Annotated in this window: 15 protein-coding genes and 2 tRNA genes; 9 read left to right on the plus strand and 8 right to left on the minus strand. The window is 62.5% G+C overall.

The features are described from left to right. Positions 1-212: 212 nt before the first annotated feature. Complete coding sequence (locus B3873_RS02195) at positions 213-758, minus strand: VOC family protein (protein ID WP_039786054.1); 546 nt, start codon at positions 756-758, stop codon at positions 213-215. A gap of 181 nt (positions 759-939) precedes the next feature. Between B3873_RS02195 and B3873_RS02200 the strand changes: the two genes are divergently transcribed. Together B3873_RS02200 and B3873_RS02205 are read left to right on the plus strand one after the other, a co-directional pair. Beyond that, on the plus strand, positions 940-1,383 hold the full coding sequence (locus tag B3873_RS02200; RefSeq protein WP_034339526.1) for a MarR family winged helix-turn-helix transcriptional regulator: 444 nt from the start codon (positions 940-942) through the stop codon (positions 1,381-1,383). A 93-nt stretch (positions 1,384-1,476) separates the two neighbouring features. Then, positions 1,477-1,722: a hypothetical protein gene (locus B3873_RS02205; protein ID WP_121038674.1), complete on the plus strand. Its 246-nt coding sequence runs from the start codon at positions 1,477-1,479 to the stop codon at positions 1,720-1,722. 16 nt (positions 1,723-1,738) lie between these two features. On the opposite strand, the gene B3873_RS02210 is transcribed toward B3873_RS02205, so the two are convergent. Then, complete coding sequence (locus B3873_RS02210; protein WP_286863819.1) at positions 1,739-3,298, minus strand: sensor domain-containing diguanylate cyclase; 1,560 nt, start codon at positions 3,296-3,298, stop codon at positions 1,739-1,741. A 176-nt stretch (positions 3,299-3,474) separates the two neighbouring features. Between B3873_RS02210 and B3873_RS02215 the strand changes: the two genes are divergently transcribed. Beyond that, positions 3,475-3,825 carry a hypothetical protein gene (locus B3873_RS02215; RefSeq protein WP_286863820.1) on the plus strand — a complete coding sequence of 117 codons (351 nt, stop codon included), beginning with the start codon at positions 3,475-3,477 and terminating at the stop codon, positions 3,823-3,825. 79 nt (positions 3,826-3,904) lie between these two features. On the opposite strand, the gene B3873_RS02220 is transcribed toward B3873_RS02215, so the two are convergent. Together B3873_RS02220 and acs are read right to left on the minus strand one after the other, a co-directional pair. Next, positions 3,905-3,995 (minus strand) — tRNA-Ser (locus B3873_RS02220). A gap of 177 nt (positions 3,996-4,172) precedes the next feature. Continuing rightward, positions 4,173-6,155 carry an acetate--CoA ligase gene (gene acs, locus B3873_RS02225; RefSeq protein ID WP_276844267.1) on the minus strand — a complete coding sequence of 661 codons (1,983 nt, stop codon included), beginning with the start codon at positions 6,153-6,155 and terminating at the stop codon, positions 4,173-4,175. A 419-nt stretch (positions 6,156-6,574) separates the two neighbouring features. Between acs and B3873_RS02230 the strand changes: the two genes are divergently transcribed. From B3873_RS02230 to B3873_RS02245, 4 genes are all read left to right on the plus strand, one after another. Beyond that, the gene (locus B3873_RS02230) at positions 6,575-7,186 is read left to right on the plus strand and encodes a YqhA family protein (protein ID WP_039786063.1); all 612 of its coding nucleotides are present in this window, start codon (positions 6,575-6,577) and stop codon (positions 7,184-7,186) included. 31 nt (positions 7,187-7,217) lie between these two features. Next, entirely contained in the window at positions 7,218-8,759 is a 1,542-nt protein-coding gene (locus B3873_RS02235) for a fumarate hydratase (protein ID WP_039786066.1), read from the plus strand. Between the two features lie 43 nt (positions 8,760-8,802). Continuing rightward, on the plus strand, positions 8,803-9,696 hold the full coding sequence (murI, locus tag B3873_RS02240; RefSeq protein WP_286863822.1) for a glutamate racemase: 894 nt from the start codon (positions 8,803-8,805) through the stop codon (positions 9,694-9,696). Between the two features lie 137 nt (positions 9,697-9,833). Then, positions 9,834-9,909: transfer RNA gene (locus B3873_RS02245), tRNA-His, on the plus strand. A gap of 62 nt (positions 9,910-9,971) precedes the next feature. Here B3873_RS02245 and B3873_RS02250 read toward each other — a convergent pair. From B3873_RS02250 to B3873_RS02265, 4 genes are all read right to left on the minus strand, one after another. After that, positions 9,972-10,253, minus strand: coding sequence for a helix-turn-helix domain-containing protein (locus B3873_RS02250; RefSeq protein ID WP_286863824.1), 282 nt, complete (start codon positions 10,251-10,253; stop codon positions 9,972-9,974). Next, positions 10,250-10,570 carry a type II toxin-antitoxin system RelE/ParE family toxin gene (locus B3873_RS02255; protein WP_286863826.1) on the minus strand — a complete coding sequence of 107 codons (321 nt, stop codon included), beginning with the start codon at positions 10,568-10,570 and terminating at the stop codon, positions 10,250-10,252. The genes B3873_RS02250 and B3873_RS02255 overlap by 4 nt, the downstream gene beginning before the upstream one ends. Positions 10,571-10,679: 109 nt before the next feature. Continuing rightward, complete coding sequence (locus B3873_RS02260) at positions 10,680-11,345, minus strand: response regulator transcription factor (protein ID WP_039786075.1); 666 nt, start codon at positions 11,343-11,345, stop codon at positions 10,680-10,682. A gap of 409 nt (positions 11,346-11,754) precedes the next feature. Next, positions 11,755-12,564: a ferredoxin--NADP reductase gene (locus B3873_RS02265; protein WP_286863827.1), complete on the minus strand. Its 810-nt coding sequence runs from the start codon at positions 12,562-12,564 to the stop codon at positions 11,755-11,757. Between the two features lie 323 nt (positions 12,565-12,887). Between B3873_RS02265 and B3873_RS02270 the strand changes: the two genes are divergently transcribed. Next, on the plus strand, positions 12,888-14,663 hold the full coding sequence (locus B3873_RS02270) for an autotransporter assembly complex protein TamA (protein WP_039786077.1): 1,776 nt from the start codon (positions 12,888-12,890) through the stop codon (positions 14,661-14,663). Between the two features lie 57 nt (positions 14,664-14,720). Next, on the plus strand, positions 14,721-17,476 hold a 2,756-nt coding region (locus B3873_RS02275), incomplete at its 3' end, for a hypothetical protein (protein ID WP_286863828.1).

The following is a 17,476-nucleotide window of genomic DNA, read 5'->3' on the forward strand; positions in this document are numbered from 1 at the left end:
GCACGATGGCGGGCAGGCCGCGCGCGGCGCACTCCAGGGCTGCAGTCAGGCCGATGGGACCGGCACCGATGATGACCACCGGGTGGCGCTGCGGCTGGCCGCTGCGCTGCTCATCCGAGGGTTGATAGGCGAAACGGGGATAGGTGTAGGTGCTTTGCATGGGTGTCTCCTTGGGATCATCGGGGGGATGGCGCTGTCAATTTTTTATCGGATCAGTGACCGGCTGCCGTGAATTCCTGCACATGCATCCAGGCGGCATGCTTCGGTGCGCGGCGGGTGCGTGACCATTCGTCCAGCATGTCCCATTTGACTTCGTCCAGCCGCTGCAGCTGCTGCGGACTGGCGCAATCGGCAGCAAGTTCGACGCGGTGGCCGCTGGGATCGAAGAAATAGATGGATTTGAAAATGGTGTGATCAGTGATGCCCACCACCTCGATGCCATCGTCCTGCAGGCGCTGCATGACCTCCCTGAGGGTGGCCTCGCTGTCCACCTTGAAGGCAATGTGCTGCACCCAGGCCGGGGTATTGGTGTCGCGCCCCATGGGCGGTGAATTCGGAATCTCGAAGAAGGCCAGCACATTGCCCTGCCCGGCATCGAGGAAGATGTGCATGTAGGGATCGGGGGCCTTGGTCGAGGGTACCTGGTCTTCGGCGATGGCCAGGATGAAATCCATGTTCAGATATTTCTGATACCAGAGCACGGTTTCTCTGGCGTCCTTGCAGCGGTAGGCAACGTGATGGATGCGATCGATCTTCATGGCAGTCTCCTTGAGGGCTTCGTCTTTGCGTTTGAATTGGTAACGGCTGTTACTATATTGACGAGGCTCGCTCAGGGTCAACGTGCGGCAGGGGCAGGAAGGTCCTCGCGTGCAGGCTTATTGATGTGGATCAAGCGTGCCGCTACCCTGTCGACTTGGTAACGTCTGTTACCATATCGGAATGAAACTGCAAGATTTTTTCCCCTATCAACTGGCCCAGCTGGCCGAGGCGGTGAGCCGTTCGGTGGCGGAGGTCTATGCCGATCGCTTCGGCCTGAGCCGCGACGAATGGCGCATCCTGGCGGCCCTGGCCGAAGAGGGCCAGATGCAGGCCAGTGATCTGGTGCCCCATACTTCACTGGACAAGATGCAGGTCAGCCGCGCGCTGGCGCGCATGGAACAGGATGGCCTGGTGCTGCGCCAGCCCAGCCCGGATGACGCCCGCGCGCGCATCGTCAAGCCCACGGCCCAAGGGCGCAAGCTGTACCGCAAGATCGTGCCGATGGTGGAAGAGCGCGAAGCCCATCTCCTGCAAGCGCTGAGCTGCAGCGAACGCGAGGCCTTGATGCGCGCCATGGAAAAGATCCGGAAACGCGCCTTGCGCGTGATGGACGACGCCGATTGAGGCTTGTCGGTGCCTGGCTGACGCCATTCTGCGGGGGCCTCCGATAACGCGATGCAGGCGAACGGTCTACCTTGTGATTTCAAGGAGACCACCATGAACCAGCCTGACCATACTGACCGGCATGACATTGAACGTGACGAGAACCAGCCACGACGCCCCAAGGAAGGGGCCACGCAGACTCATTTCGAGAAAGAGCCCGAGGGCCATGAAGGTACGCTCGGTGGACAGCCGCCACTGAACGCCCCGGCCGGCATCCAGCGGATGGGACGGGGCGGCGTGCTGGTGGAGAAAAGCCCGAATGCCGCCGACGATGAGCGGCAAGAGCAGAAGCCGGAGTAAGGTTCTACATTCCTGACTAGGCCGACCAGGCCAGCATCGGCTTCCGGCCAATGAATTCGCGGAAGACTGCCCTGTCCCGCCCCGTGTCCTTGGCTTGGTAGAGCGCCTTGTCGGCGCTTTCGACCAGTTCGCGCGGTTGATAGGAGAAGCCTTCCGCAGACGTGATGGATGTGATGCCGATGCTGACCGTGACCCAGCCCTTCCCGCTGGTCGCGTGCGGAATACCCATGGCCCTGACGGCCGCACCGATTCGTTCCGCCACCACGATGGCACCGGCACTGCCGCATTCCGGCAGCAGGACGGAAAATTCTTCGCCACCGTAACGCGCCACCGTATCGATCTCACGCTGCGCCGCGCCGGAGATGGCCGCGGCGATGTTGCGCAGGCAGACATCGCCCACCACATGGCCATAGTGATCGTTGTATTGCTTGAAGTGATCAACGTCGATCATGAGCAGTGAGAACGCCCCGCCCACGCGTGCGAAACGCGCCGCTTCCGCCTCCAGCAATTCATCGAAATGACGGCGATTGATGGCACCGGTCAGCCCGTCACGGCGCGACTGTTTCTGCAGCAATTCGAACATGGTTTCCAGCTCGGCTTGTGCCCGCATTGCTTCGGCTTGCGCGCGCTCCCTCAGCGCTACCTGCGCGACCATCTTGTTGCCGCCGTACCAGATGGCGAGCAGCAGCAAGGTAATCCCCAGCGCGCGCGCGATGAGGTGCCGGGTCCAGCTCTGCAGGACCTCATTCTCCGACACGGCAACGATGACGAAAAGCGGGTAATTGCCGAGATGCTTGAAGCCATGGATGCGCGTCACATCGTCCTGACGGGAACGTATCGTGACCTGGCCGGCGTCTGCAGTGCTGATGTATTGCCGGAACAAGGGCGATTGCGCCAGCGACTTGCCCATTGAGTCGGTCAGCAGCGGACGGCGGTACAACACGGTGCCCTCATTGGTCCCGAACAGGATGGCCCCTTGCTGTCCGATATCGAACTTGTGATAGAAGCGCTCGAAGAACTGGATGTCCAGCGTGGCCAGCGCCACGCCACCGAACGAGCCGTCGGGCTTGTTGATGCGGCGGCTCATGGTGAGCACCCAGTGGCCGGTGGACTTGCTGCGGATGGGCTTGCCGATGAAGGGAGAATCGAGGCGGTGGGTCTGGTGGTGCCGGAAATAGTCGCGGTCGCTGTTGTTGAAGCGCGTCTCCAGGACCGGCTGCGAGGAGGCCAGCCACTTCCCTTTTTCGTCATAGATGAACAGGCCAGCCAGTTGCGGCACCTCGCCGACGGTTCGCACCAGAAAGTTGTGCAGCCGCTCATTGCCGGCCACGGCGCGGGGCTTGCCCGGTACCTGCTCCATCACGGCCTTGAGGACGATGTCGACTTCATCCAGCGCCTGGTCGGCGTGCTGGGACAGCGCCAGCGCCATGTTGGCGGTGGCGCGGAAGGACTCCTCCATCTCGGCCGTGCGTTCATGCCAGCTGGTCCAGGCTTCCAGAATGATGATGATGATGCAGACGGCGGCCACGAAGCCCTTGGCCGCTCTGGACGCCACCTTGATCGGACACGCTTGCATGGTTCTCCCCTGAACGGTGACGTCTCGTGGCGCCATTATTGTTCGCACCGGCAGGCCTCGCCATCAGAGATTGCCTGAGAAGAGACGAGTCGTCTCCCGCTTGATGAGAAGGCGGGTCAGGATTATCCCGATGGTGTTGCGTCAACAAAGCGCGGTAAGGTCTGGGCAGAGGAGAAATGATGCTAAACAGTTTTGCAGAGGATATCGCTGGCAGATATGTATTGATCGTCAGGAAACTGGCCGAGATGGCCGGGGCCAATCTGATCGTCGGTGACCTCATCCGCAATGCCACCCGCAATTGCCTGGTGGGCATGCACGCGGCGGGCGCGGAATCGTTCGAGATCCGTCAATATCTGGGTGCGTTGATCGCCAGTCACATCCACGCCTTGCAAGTACACAGCGACCGCACGCTGGCGGCGTGGGTGCATGCGCGCAATCATATGGAATTCCTGCTCTTCATCGAGGAGCGGGAAGAACTGGCGTTGCGCGATGAGGCTGGTGCGGGTGCGGGGGGATTGATGCATTGATCCGTGATGGGCGCGAATGAACCAGGCATCACGCCAGGACATAAAAAAACCCGCTGACGTATCAGCGGGTTTTTCATTTTGGCGGAGAGAGGGGGATTCGAACCCCCGATAGGCTATTAACCTATACACGCTTTCCAGGCGTGCGACTTCAACCACTCATCCACCTCTCCTGGATTCGGGTTCGCACTCAGCGAAGCCATGCATTATAGCAAGCTTCTCGCCGAAGCCAAGTATTTTCTGCATCTTTTTCAAAAAGACCATGAAAAAACCGGCAGGACCCGGCGTCAATACGACAACGCCCTGCCCTGCCGGCTCGCTGTCACCGACTTGCGGCGACGACTTGAGTCTTACTGCGCTTCCTTCAGCTGATCGAGGATCGCCGGGTTTTCCAGCGTGGAAACGTCCTGGGTGATCGCCTCGCCCTTGGCCAGCACGCGCAGCAGACGGCGCATGATCTTGCCCGAGCGCGTCTTGGGCAGGTTGTCGCCGAAGCGGATTTCCTTGGGCTTGGCGATGGGGCCGATTTCCTTGGCCACCCAGTCACGCAATTCCTTGGCGATCTGCTTGGCTTCTTCACCGGTCGGGCGCGGGCGCTTCAACACTACGAAGGCGCAGATCGATTCGCCGGTGGTTTCATCCGGCTTGCCCACCACGGCCGCTTCAGCCACGATGCTGTTGGCCACCAGCGCCGATTCGATTTCCATGGTGCCCATGCGGTGACCCGACACGTTGAGCACATCATCGATACGGCCGGTGATGGTGAAGTAGCCGGTTTCCTTGTTGCGCACCGCGCCGTCGCCGGCGAGGTAGATGTTGCCACCCAGTTCTTCCGGGAAGTAACTCTTCTTGAAGCGTTCCGGATCATTCCAGATCGTGCGGATCATCGACGGCCACGGACGCTTGACCACCAGGATGCCGCCATTGCCATTGGGGATGTCGTTGCCGGTCTCGTCGACGATGGCCGCCGTGATGCCCGGCAGCGGCAGCGTGCACGAACCCGGCACCTGGGGCGTGGCACCCGGCAGCGGCGAAATCATGTGGCCGCCGGTCTCGGTCTGCCAGAAGGTATCGACGATGGGGCAGTTCTCGCGGCCGACGTTCTTGTAGTACCACATCCAGGCTTCCGGATTGATGGGCTCGCCCACCGAACCGAGGATGCGCAGCGAGGACAGGTCGTATTGCTTGGGATGGATCTTCTCATCCGCATCGGCCGCCTTGATCAGCGAACGGATCGCAGTGGGCGCGGTATAGAAAATGGTGGCCTTGTGGCGCGCCACCATGTCCCAGAAGCGGCCGGCGTTCGGATAGGTCGGCACGCCTTCAAAGACGATCTGGGTTGCACCCACGGCCAGCGGACCGTAAGCGATGTAAGTGTGGCCGGTGATCCAGCCGATGTCGGCGGTGCACCAGTAGACATCGTCGGGCTTGATGTCGAAGGTCCACTTCATGGTCAGCACGGCCCACAGCAGGTAGCCCGCCGACGAATGCTGCACGCCCTTGGGCTTGCCGGTGGAACCGGAGGTGTAGAGGATGAACAGCGGATGCTCGGCATCCACCCATTCCGGCTCGCAGGTGTCTGGCTGGTTCGCGACCACGTCGGAGAGCCAGAGGTCACGGCCTTCGACCCAGTTGATCTCGGCACCGGCGCGCTTGTAGACCACCACGTGCTTCAGGGTATCGCAGCCGCCCATGGCCAGGGCTTCGTCGACGATGGATTTCAAGGGCAGCTGCTTGCCCCCGCGCACCTGGTAGTCCGAGGTCAGCACGGCTACGGCACCGGCATCGATCACGCGCTCGTGCAGGGATTTGGCGGAGAAGCCGCCGAAGACCACCGAGTGTGTCGCGCCGATACGGGCACAGGCCTGCATGGCCGCCACGCCTTCGACCGACATGGGCATGTAGATGACCACGCGGTCGCCCTTCTTGATGCCCAGCGATTTGAGGCCATTGGCGAACTGGCAGACCTTCTGGTGCAGTTCGCGATAGGACACGCGGGTCACCTTGCCGTCGTCGGCTTCGAAGATGACGGCGGTTTTGTCGGCATTGCCGTTTTCCAGGTTGACGTCCAGGCAGTTGTACGAGACGTTCACCTGGCCATCGGCGAACCACTTGTAGAACGGGGCGTTGGATTCATCCAGGGTCTGGGTGAAGGGCTTGTGCCAGTTGAGGTTGTCCTTGGCCAGCTTGGCCCAGGTGCCTTCGTAGTCTTTCTCGAATTCGGCGTTCAGGGCCTGGTAGGCGTCCATGCCCGAAATGGCGGCGTGACGGGCCAGCTCGGCCGGGGGTGCGAATACGCGGTTCTCTTGCTTGAATGTCTCGATGTCTGCCACGGTAGTCTCCAGTAGGTTTGTTTTTGCTTTCCGCAAAACATAGGCCGTTTCACTTACTCAGTCCTTACACAAGCAGCGCCCCTGTCGGGCGGGAGGCCGCTTGCATCAGGGCTGGGCGGCGATGGCGCTGCCCTTGCGCCTGTTGCAGCGACGCGGGGGCCGGGTCGGCTGCATAGACGCTGACCTTCATATCGCTGCGATGTTCTCTGATGTTCAAGACAACATATTGGCATTCTGGCACAGGTCGATGTTTCCCGCAGGCACTGCGCACGCCGGATGCAGGGCAGGCCCCGGAAATGGGCCAAGGGCGTGTAGAATACGGCCCCAAATCCGGAGCCGGACAGTGAACGCAAACGCAGCTGCAGCGGCGCACCGGATATCGTCATCCTCAGCCAGAATCACGCGTAGCACGGACACCCATGAAAAACTCGTCGCCCCAGCCTCCCCGCAAGATCGGCATCCTGCCCAACCTGATTTTCATGAGCCGCTGGCTGCAGTTGCCGCTCTACCTGGGCCTGATCCTGGCACAGTGCGTCTACGTGTACCACTTCTGGGTCGAGCTGGTGGATCTGATCGGCGCGGCCATGGGCAGCGCCAGTTCGCTGGACCACATCCTGGATGCGGTCGCCATTCCCGGCGCCACCCGCCCCGAGAAGCTCAATGAACAAACCATCATGCTGGTGGTATTGGCCTTGATCGACGTGGTGATGATTTCCAACCTGCTGATCATGGTGATTGTGGGCGGATATGAAACCTTCGTCTCGCGCATGAACCTGGAAGGCCATCCGGACCAGCCCGAGTGGCTCTCGCATGTGAACGCTTCTGTCCTGAAGGTCAAGCTGGCCACGGCCATCATCGGGATCTCGTCGATCCACCTGCTCAAAACCTTCATCAATGCCAATCTGTATGACGCCAAGACGCTCATCGCCCAGACCGGCATCCATATCGCCTTCCTCTTGTCGGCCATGGCCATCGCGTATTGCGACCGGCTGATGGTGCATCCTTCCGAACCCTCCGACAAGCCGCACTGACTTTGCTTCATCCAAACCGAGAGAACCAGCCATGACCATCATCAAGCAAGACGATCTCATCGAATCCGTCGCCGCCGCGCTGCAGTACATCAGCTACTACCATCCGGCCGATTACATCCAGCATCTGGCCCGCGCCTACGAGACCGAGCAGAGCCCGGCCGCCAAGGATGCGATCGCCCAGATCCTGACCAACTCGCGCATGTGCGCCGAGGGCAAGCGCCCGATCTGCCAGGACACCGGCATCGTCAACGTCTTCCTGAAGATCGGCATGGGCGTGCGCTTCGAGGGCTTCTCGGGCTCGATTGCCGACGCCGTCAACGAAGGCGTGCGCCGTGGCTACTCGCACCCGGACAACGTGCTGCGCGCCTCCATCGTGGCCGACCCGCAGTTCGAGCGCAAGAACACCAAGGACAACACCCCGGCCGTAATCCACATGGAACTGGTGCCCGGCAACACCGTGGACGTGCAGATTGCCGCCAAGGGCGGTGGTTCCGAGAACAAGACCAAGTTCGTCATGCTCAATCCCTCCGACAACCTGGTGGACTGGGTCCTCAAGACGGTCCCGACCATGGGCGCCGGCTGGTGCCCGCCGGGCATGCTGGGCATCGGCATCGGCGGCACGGCCGAGAAGGCCATGCTGATGGCCAAGCAAGTGCTGATGGAAGACATCGACATGTACGAGCTGCTGAAGCGCGGCCCGCAGAACAAGACCGAAGAGCTGCGGATCGAGCTCTATGAGAAGGTCAACGCACTGGGCATCGGCGCACAGGGACTGGGCGGCCTGACCACCGTGCTGGATGTGAAGATCATGATGCACCCGACCCACGCGGCCTCCAAGCCCGTGGCGATGATCCCCAACTGTGCCGCAACCCGTCACGGCCACTTCGTGCTGGATGGCTCGGGCCCGGCCTACATGGAGCCGCCGTCGCTGTCGGATTGGCCGGAAGTGCACTGGGTGGCCGACACCGAGAAGTCCAAGCGCGTCAACCTGGATACCCTGACCAAGGAAGAAGTCGCCTCCTGGAAGCCGGGCCAGACCCTGCTCTTGAACGGCAAGATGCTGACCGGCCGCGATGCCGCCCACAAGCGCATCCAGGACATGCTGGCCAAGGGCGAGAAGCTGCCGGTGGACTTCACCAACCGCGTGATCTACTACGTCGGCCCGGTCGATCCGGTGCGCGACGAAGTGGTGGGTCCGGCTGGCCCGACCACCGCCACCCGCATGGACAAGTTCACCGACATGATGCTGGAACAGACCGGCCTGATCTCCATGATCGGCAAGTCCGAGCGCGGCCCGGCCGCCATCGAGGCGATCAAGAAGCACAAGTCGGCCTACCTGATGGCCGTGGGTGGTTCGGCCTACCTGGTGTCCAAGGCGATCAAGTCGGCCAAGGTGCTGGGCTTTGCCGACCTGGGCATGGAAGCGATCTACGAATTCGACGTCAAGGACATGCCGGTGACGGTGGCCGTGGACGCCAACGGCATCTCGGTGCACAACACCGGGCCGGCCGAATGGAAGGAAAAGATCGCCCAGAGCGTGTCCCTGTCCAAGATCCCCGTCACCACGGCCTGATTCGATTCCAGGCCGACCCCGTTGCAGGAGCGCGCGCAGCACCATGAATGAAGCCGTCAAGCAGGTCAGTGCGCCTTCTGCCGCCGGGTCCGACAGCAGTAGCCCGATGCCGGCCGCAGCCAACGCTGCGGTCGGCATTTTCGATTCCGGTATCGGCGGCTTGTCGGTGCTGCGGCACATTCATTCCGCCCTGCCCCGTGAACAGCTGATCTACTTCGCCGACTCCGGCTATGCACCCTATGGTGACAAGACCGAGGCGCAGATCGTGGAGCGCTCGCTGACCATCGCGTCCTTCTTGCTGGAGCAGGGAATCAAGGCCCTGGTGGTGGCCTGCAACACGGCCACGGCGGCGGCCATCCAGGCGATACGCGCGCGCTGGCCGCAACTGGTCGTGGTGGGCATCGAGCCCGGCCTCAAGCCTGCCGCCCAGCAAACCCGCAGCGGCACCGTCGGCGTGCTGGCCACCCGCAGTACCCTGGCCAGCCAGCGCTTTGCCTTGCTGCAGCAGCAGATGGAAGCCCGGTATCAGGTGCGCTACCTGCCCCAGGCTTGCGTGGGACTGGTGGACCTGATCGAGAAAGGCGAACTGTATTCGCCGGCCACGGTGCAATTGCTGGAGCGCTACCTGGGTCCGCTGCTGGAACAAGGGGCCGATACACTGGTGCTGGGCTGCACCCACTACCCCTTCGTGCGTCCAGCCATCGAAAGCGTCTGCCAGCGCCTGGCGGGGGGCATTCCGGACATCATCGATACCGGCCAGGCCGTGACCCGGCAACTGCAGCGCCTGCTGGCCACCGAAGGCCTGGAAGCGCAAGCAGCGACCGGTTCGCTGGCGGGCTTCACCACGGCCAGCCGCTCGACGCTGGAACAGGCTTTCCGGGGACTGCTCAAGCTTGATCCGCCGGTGCAGGCCTTGCAGCCGCAAACGGGCGGCTGACGCGGATGGGTAGGGTTGCGGAAAGAAATTTCAGGGCAATTGCCAATTTGCATTGAAATATGTTGCCATTCCCTGCAAGTGTTTGTATAATCTTTTGCTTACTTGATGACGGACGCGAGTCTGTCTGACAGTCGACGGTGGCTGTAGCTCAGTTGGTAGAGTCCAGGATTGTGATTCCTGTCGTCGTGGGTTCGAGTCCCATCAGCCACCCCAAAGATTCATGCAAAAAGCCCGGTCCTGGTGACCGGGCTTTTTGTTTTCAGAGTCCGCTTCCTTTACGTGGGAACTTCGAGTCGGACCATAGCCCTGCTTCCGGTAGCCGCTGCATAGCGCGCCAAGGTTCGCATGGATGGCATGCTGCGGCCGCTTTCCAAACGCGCGATCGCCGACTGCGACGTCTGCATCTTTTCCGCCAGTTCCTGCTGGCTAAGGCCGGCCCGCACACGCGCCGCGATCAACTCCTGCGCCAAGGCAAATTCGCCTGCCAGCAGATCGTATTCCTCGCGAACTGCAGCATTGGAGAGCAAATGCTTCTTCAGGGTAGCCAAGTCAGTCATTTTTCCATCCTCTTCATTCTGGTCAATGCGGTCTCGATGGCATGCCGATCAGTCTTTTGAGTCTTCTTCACAAAGACATGCAGCACCACAAGCCTGCGCTGCGAAACGCTCACATAGAGCGCCCTTGCAATCCGGTCACGCCCAGTCAAGCGCATTTCCCATAGCTTGCCCTCGATGGGACGCACATGAGGCATACCGACCGAATGCGGGCCAAATCGCTCCAACATTTCTGCGATGCGGAGAAAGCGTGCCTGCAGGTCGGCAGGCAGCCCAAGCAGCTCCGCATGAGCTTGCGGCAATAAATCGAGATGCCACATTCTTATTTTATCTCTTTTTTGATATATTTTGACGCATCATCCGCGACCAATGAATGATGAGTGGTCTCTGCAAAACCTCCGACATCTTGCGGCCGGACCAAGCAGTGCCCTAGTTGATCATCCCCGTCGAATACGCATACTTGATCAGCTCCGCATCCGTACTCAGGCCCAGCTTGCGCATGGCATTGTTCTTGTGGGTACTGATGGTGCTGGGCGTACGCGACAGGCGCACGCAGATTTCGCCCAAAGACTGCCCTTCCACGAACAGGCGCACCACTTCCAGTTCGCTCTGGGTCAATTCGCGCACCAGGCCGAAACCTTCACCCTGCGCCCAGCTCATCTCCAGCTCGCCACGCAGCGAGACCGGAAAATACAGCTGCTTGCTGCTCTGCGTGGCCAGGCAGGCATTGATCAGCTCGTCGGTCTTCTCGCGCTTGTTGATGACGGCAAATACGCCCATGCGATACAGGCGGCGGATCACCGCACCATTGTTCATCGCGGTGTAGACAATCACCTTGGTCGAGGGATGCTCGGTCTTCAAGCGCTTGACCAGCGCAAAACCATCCGACTCGTCGCTGTCATCGGCCGGCATGGCGAAGTCGGTAATGACGATTTCGCACGGCGAACGCTTCAGCGCACTGATCAGCGCCTCGCCATTCTCAACCTCCAGGTCGATGCGGATTTCCGGCAAACGCGCCAGCTCACCCCGAAGCGCTCCCAGCACGATGGGATGATCATCGGCAATGGCAACGTGCAGGACTTTCTTCAAATTCATGCTACCCCCAAATGGTTCAATTGACTGACAGGTGGCGACGCCGCGACATCATTGCCCTCGCTCATCCTCCCCTGGTTCGCCTCGACTTGCGGCCCTCGATTTGTCTGCATCGATGTCGACTCCCCGCCCAGGGCGATGCCGCAACGGCATCGCGAAAAATTCCACTCCTAGGAGATAGAGAAAATCTGGAGAAAATAGAAAGGAAACTGCGTTATTCCCACAAAAAATCGAATTAATTCGACGTGTCAATAGAAACTATTCTATCTACGGCTTATAGCGGAGATATCCAAAAGATATTTATCGAAAGGCTCGACATCGTTTGAAGTTCACCTGCGTTTTCACGCACCCTCTTCTTTGGTGTCTCACCTGCCTCGCTCGCTTCAGTCGCTTCACCTGTCACAGCACAATCTCACCAATAATCCTCGGTCACGAACTGTCCGCCCCCGGTGCGCCGCAATGGCGTCATCCCGCGCTCGCGCAGCAGCTCACGCACCTCGGTGACCATGTCCGGATTGCCGCAGGCCATCACGCGGCTGTGCTCGGGTGCCAGGGTCAGTCCGCTGGCCTGTTCCAGCCGGCCTTCCTTGAGCAGGGTAGTGATGCGTCCGGCCAGCCAGCCCGGCTCGTCCGGCAGAGCGGCATCACGCGTCACGCAGCGCAGCAGCTGCAGGCGCGCCGGCCACCCTTGCGCACGGGCCTGTCGCTGCAGGCGGGCGAAGGTCTCGGCGTAGGCCAGTTCCTCGCGCTGGCGCACCCCGTGCACCACCACCAGATCGCTGAACCGCTGCCACACCTCCGGCTGCTGCAGGATAGCGACATAAGGCCCCAGCCCGGTACCCGTGGCTAGCATCCACACCTGCCGGCCATCAACGAAACGGTCAGCCGTCATGAAGCCATAACTGAGCTTCTCGACCCAGACGGCATCGCCCGGCTGAAGCTGGTTCAGGCGCGATGTGAATTTTCCTTCAGGGACGATGATGGCGTAGTACTCCAGATAGTCGTCCCCTTCCGCCGAGGTGATGGAATAGGCACGCGAGACCACCTCGCCGTCGATCTCCAGTCCCAGGCGCGCGAACTGGCCTGCCGTGAAACGATAGCCGGCCGGGCGCGTGGTGCGGAAGCTCAACAGCTTGTCGGTCCAGCGATGTACCCATATCAGGCGCTCACAGGTCGCTTTTTCCGAATACGCATCAATACTCACACTGACACTGCTGCTCACTGCATTCTCCTTCGATGTGCTGCCAGATTGCCCGCGCGGCAACCACTGCCGGGGCATTACAATAGCGGGATGAACAGGAGCGAGGGCCATCCAGCCCTTGCTCCGGCACGACCGCAAGCGGCGGGGCAACGAACCAGTGTCACGAGAGACACCCGGGACGAACCGGACATGAAGCTTTCGCCGCCTGCACCGGCCAGGAACTATCCGCGCCGCGCGCGGGTCAGGCCTGAGTGGCGTGCGCCGCCAGCCCTCATCCTACCCGACTTGCCCCACGGCGCGTCAGGCTGGCCGCCTCAACCGACAACCGATGATGCAGTGAATCAATGACTTGGACCCGCAGCCTGGCCATCGCCTTTTTATTTTGCGCCGCCGACACCGCCCACGCCGCCTACAAGGTACAGATCGACGCACCCAAGCCGGTGCAGTCGCTGCTGAAGGATTTCCTGGACATTTCTCGCTATCAGGACCGCGACGACATCAGTGATGAACAGCTCAAGTTCATGATGGATACCGCCGGCGACCAGGTGCGCGAACTGACCTCCACCGAGGGCTATTTCACCCCGGTCACCAAGGTCAGCGCGCAGACCGAGGCCGGTGCCGAAGGCAAGCAGGCCGTACGCCGCATCACCATCAGCGTCGACCCCGGTCCACGCACCGAGATCAGTTCGGCCGAGGTCAGCGTCACCGGCGCAGCCGCCCGCGACGATCAGGCGACCGTGGCCCGCCTGCGCGAGGATTGGTCGCTGCCCGTCGGGCAGCCCTTCCGCCAGGAAGACTGGAACCGTGCCAAGAACGCCGGCCTGGAAAAGCTGCAGCAAAAGAAATACGCCGCCGCCCGCATCGCCAGCTCCGAGGCACGCGTCGATCCGGACGAACACCAGGCCGACCTGGCCGTGCGCTATGACAGCGGCCCGGCGTTCACGCTGGGCCCCTTGCAGATCACCGGCACGCGGCGCTATCCGGAAAGCATCATCCGCAACGTCAATCCGCTCACCGTGGGCGAGCCCTATGACGTTAATCGTCTGCTGGCCCTGCAGCGGCAGATCCAGAACACGCCGTATTTTTCCAATGCCATCGTGGCCATCGATGACGATCCCGAGCACCCCGAGCAAACGCCGGTGAAAGTGCAGGTCACCGAATTCCCGACCCAGCGCGTGCGTGCCGGTGTCGGCTACAGCACCGATACCGGTGCCCAGGTCGAAGGCCGCTATTCGCACTACAACGTGTTCAACAAGGCCTACGTTTTCGACAGCCAGCTGCGTCTGGAGCAGAAGCGCCAGTACGGCGTGCTGTCGCTGGCCATGCCGCCGGATGACAAGGCCTTCGTCAACAGCATCAACACTTCTTACGACCGTACCAAGCTCGAAGGCATCGACCTGCGCAGCCAGCAGGTCGGTTTCAAGCGGGCCCGCAACAGCGAGAACTACGACACCACCTACTCGCTCACCTACTACCGCGACGAGCTGAGTCAGGAAGATGGCAGCACCCTGCCCGCCAACACCATCGTCACGCCCGGCAAGCACCGTGCGCTGGTGCCGGGCTTCGCGTGGTCGCGCCGCAATGTGGATGATCCGATCTTCCCGCGTAAAGGCAATCTGCTGACGCTGGAAGCCGGCTTCGCCCTCAAGGGCTTGCTGACCGACCAGAGCTTCTCGCGCCTGTACGGGCGCTTCAAGCAGTTCGTCCCGGTCGGCAAGCGCGACATCGTGGTGCTGCGCGCCGAGCTGGGCGGGGTCTTCACCGCAGGCAGTGCCGGCGCGGTACCGCCCTCGCTGCTGTTCCGTACCGGCGGCAATGACTCGGTGCGCGGCTACAGTTACCAGAGCATCGGCAACGAGCAGAACGGCACCGTCTACCCGACCAAGTACCTGGCCGTGGGCAGCTCGGAATACCAGCGCTGGTTCAGCGAGAACTGGGGCGCGGCGGTGTTCTACGACGTCGGTGCCGCGGCCGACAACTGGAACAACAAGACCTTTTATCACGGGGTCGGCACCGGTGCGCGCTGGCGCAGCCCGGTCGGCACGCTCAATCTGGACCTGGCCTATGGCATCCAGAAGCGTCAGATACGGCCGCACATTTCGCTGGGCATCGCCTTCTAGCGCCCGGGCAGCATCCGCGCCGCCTCCCGATGAACTGAATTCGAATCACCCACCAGCATGAGCGAACCGCAACACGATCCGCAGCAAGCCCCCTCCGCACCGCCGCCGCGCCGTCGCGCCAGGCGCGGCCGCCGTATCGCCGCCTGGAGCGGTGGTACCGTGGCCCTGCTGGTGCTGGCGGCCGCCGGTGCCGCCCTGTATGCCACCCATACCGAGAGCGGGGCCCGCCTGCTCTGGAATACCGCCGTCAAGACGCTCGACGGCAAACTCTCCGGCCAATTGCTGGGCGGTACCGTGGCCGACGGTCTGCGTCTGCGCGATCTGCATTACCAGGATGAGAAGCGCATCCTCGACATCGACAGCGTGGATGCGCGCTGGCATCTGGCGCTGCTGCAACGCAGATTCAGTATCGATTACCTGCGCGTCGGCAAGGTGCGCCTGAACCAGCAACCCTCGCCGTCCGAACCGAGCAGCATGCCGGGCTCGCTGGAGATCCCGCTGGCGCTGGACATCCGCGAGATCAGTCTGGCCAGCCTCAGCCTGACCCAGGGCACCTCCACCACCGAACTGTCCAAACTGAAATTGCACGGCAACTCCGACGGCGTGCAGCACACGCTGGTGCTGGACAGCCTCACCACGCCGTTCGGTGACGCCACCGCCCTGCTGCACCTGAACGGCAAGCAGCCCTTCGCCATCGGCGGCGGGCTGGAACTGGCCGGTGCCTACCAATATGGCGAAAGCAAGGAGCAATACCAGCTGGCGGCGCAACTGTCGGGCTCTCTGCAGGAACTGGGCATCGCGCTCACCGCCGGCGGCGACAAGCTCAAGGGCCATGCCGACATCGTCGCCACGCCCTTTGCCAGCGTGCCGCTCAAACGCGCCAAGGTGGACCTGCAACACCTCAATCCGCAAGCCTTCAACGCCGCCGCACCAGCCGCCGACCTGAACCTGCGCGCCGACCTCGCGCCGCCCGCCGGCCTGGCCGCCGACGCACCGCTGCAAGTCGCCGGCCGCGTCGAGATCGACAACGCCCGTCCCGGCAGCCTGGACCAGCAACGCCTGCCGCTGCTCTCGGCCAGCGCCGACCTGAAACTGGACCTGCAGCAGCAAACCCTGTCGCGGCTGGAGATCCGTCTGCCGGAGCAAGGGCGCATCGAAGGCAGCGGCCAGTTCCGGCCCGGCAGCAGCGAGCCCGGCAAGCAGGAACCGCTGTCCGGACAGTTCAAGCTGCGCGTGAGCGATCTGGACCTGAACCAGCTGCATCGCCAGGTGCGCCCGACCCGGCTGTCCGGTCCGGTGGACCTCACGCTCGCTCCCGACGCCCAGCAAGTCCTCCTGACCCTGCAGGACAGCACGCTGAAGCTGCATGTGGACAGCGTGATCGGCCAAGATCGCGTGCAACTGCGCGAGGCCTCGCTGACGGCCGGCAAGTCGCGCCTGGAAACCTCCGGCACGCTGCAGACCGCCGCTGCCATGGAGTACGCCTTCAAGGGCCGCTTGGTGGACTTCGATCCGACCGCCGTGCTGCAGGCAGTGACGCCGCCGCCGGCCAGCACGGGCAAGGGTCGCAAACGTACCGCAGCAGCGGCTTCCAAACCGGTGCCGGCGCGCATCAACATGGATTTCAATGCCGCCGGTGCACTCTCGCCTGAGCTGAAGCTCAAGCTGGGCTTCCGCATTCATGACAGCACCTACGGCGCCCTGCCCATGAGCGGCCAGGGCGACATCAACCTGGCCGGCATGCGCCTCTTGCCCAGCCGCGCCAATGTACAGATCGCCGGCAATACGCTGGATCTGGACGGCAGCTTCGGCACCGCCCGCGACAAGCTCAAGCTCAAGGTCGATGCACCGCAACTGGCGCGCCTGGGCTATGGACTGGGCGGGCTGTTGCGGGTGGATGGCATCCTCAGCGGTACGCGCGAACGCCCCAACCTGCTGGCCAGTTTCCAGGCCGAGCAACTGGCCTTCGGCCCGCACAAGCTGCATCACCTGTCCGGCCAGAGCGAGTTGCACAGCAACCTGGCTGCCGGCGTGGCTTCGCCCGACAACCGCCTGGCCCTGAGCCTGGAAGGCGATGGCTACAGCGGCCCGCAAGCCGAACTGGCACGCCTGTCGCTCAAGCTCGATGGTACCTACGCCAGCCATACGCTGGCCCTGCAAGCCAAGGGCAAGCTGGCCGATCAGGTGCTGGACCTGAACCTGGCGGCGCACGGGAAAGTCACTGAAAAGACCCGTGGCAACTATGGCTGGGCCGGCAGTCTCGACCAGTTCAGCAACCAGGGCTTGCCGCGCATCGCCATGACCAGCCCGCTCACGCTGGACGCCTCGGCCGAGGGCATCGAGGCCGGCAGCACCCGCATCGAGATCGACCGCACCGCGCTGGATCTCAAGCGCCTGTCCTACCACCAGGGCCGTCTGGCTTCCGCCGGACAGGTACGCGCGCTGGATGTGGGCCGGGTGCTGGAACTGGTACAGCAGTTCACCGGCACGCCGCCGCCAGTCAAGACCGACCTGATGCTGGACAGCGAATGGGACTTCAACCTGGCCGAGACCGCCAGCGGCTATCTGCAGATCGCGCGCAAGTCAGGCGACGTGCGCGTGACCACCAGCGTCGGCGAAGCGGCCATGGGCCTGTCCGAACTGCAGCTGCGCAGCCAGTTCCAGGGCGAGCGCATGAACGTCACCGGCCGCGTCAACGCCGCCCGCATCGGCACGCTGGACCTCGGCGGAGATATCGGCCTGCGCCGCGTAGACACGCTTCTTGCGCTGGAGCCCGGATCGCCGCTGAACCTCAAAACCAGTCTCGCTATACC

It is taken from the genome of Herbaspirillum sp. UBA812 (assembly GCF_002296545.1).
Lineage (GTDB): Bacteria > Pseudomonadota > Gammaproteobacteria > Burkholderiales > Burkholderiaceae_D > Herbaspirillum > Herbaspirillum huttiense.

Excerpts from the sequence above, each read along its gene's own strand:
- B3873_RS02195 (WP_039786054.1), bottom strand. The coding sequence starts at position 758 with ATGAAGATCGATCGCATCCATCACGTTGCCTACCGCTGCAAGGACGCC.
- B3873_RS02200 (WP_034339526.1), top strand. The coding sequence starts at position 940 with ATGAAACTGCAAGATTTTTTCCCCTATCAACTGGCCCAGCTGGCCGAG.
- B3873_RS02205 (WP_121038674.1), top strand. The coding sequence starts at position 1,477 with ATGAACCAGCCTGACCATACTGACCGGCATGACATTGAACGTGACGAG.
- B3873_RS02210 (WP_286863819.1), bottom strand. The coding sequence starts at position 3,298 with ATGCAAGCGTGTCCGATCAAGGTGGCGTCCAGAGCGGCCAAGGGCTTC.
- B3873_RS02215 (WP_286863820.1), top strand. The coding sequence starts at position 3,475 with ATGATGCTAAACAGTTTTGCAGAGGATATCGCTGGCAGATATGTATTG.
- B3873_RS02230 (WP_039786063.1), top strand. The coding sequence starts at position 6,575 with ATGAAAAACTCGTCGCCCCAGCCTCCCCGCAAGATCGGCATCCTGCCC.
- B3873_RS02235 (WP_039786066.1), top strand. The coding sequence starts at position 7,218 with ATGACCATCATCAAGCAAGACGATCTCATCGAATCCGTCGCCGCCGCG.
- murI (WP_286863822.1), top strand. The coding sequence starts at position 8,803 with ATGAATGAAGCCGTCAAGCAGGTCAGTGCGCCTTCTGCCGCCGGGTCC.
- B3873_RS02250 (WP_286863824.1), bottom strand. The coding sequence starts at position 10,253 with ATGACTGACTTGGCTACCCTGAAGAAGCATTTGCTCTCCAATGCTGCA.
- B3873_RS02255 (WP_286863826.1), bottom strand. The coding sequence starts at position 10,570 with ATGTGGCATCTCGATTTATTGCCGCAAGCTCATGCGGAGCTGCTTGGG.
- B3873_RS02260 (WP_039786075.1), bottom strand. The coding sequence starts at position 11,345 with ATGAATTTGAAGAAAGTCCTGCACGTTGCCATTGCCGATGATCATCCC.
- B3873_RS02270 (WP_039786077.1), top strand. The coding sequence starts at position 12,888 with ATGACTTGGACCCGCAGCCTGGCCATCGCCTTTTTATTTTGCGCCGCC.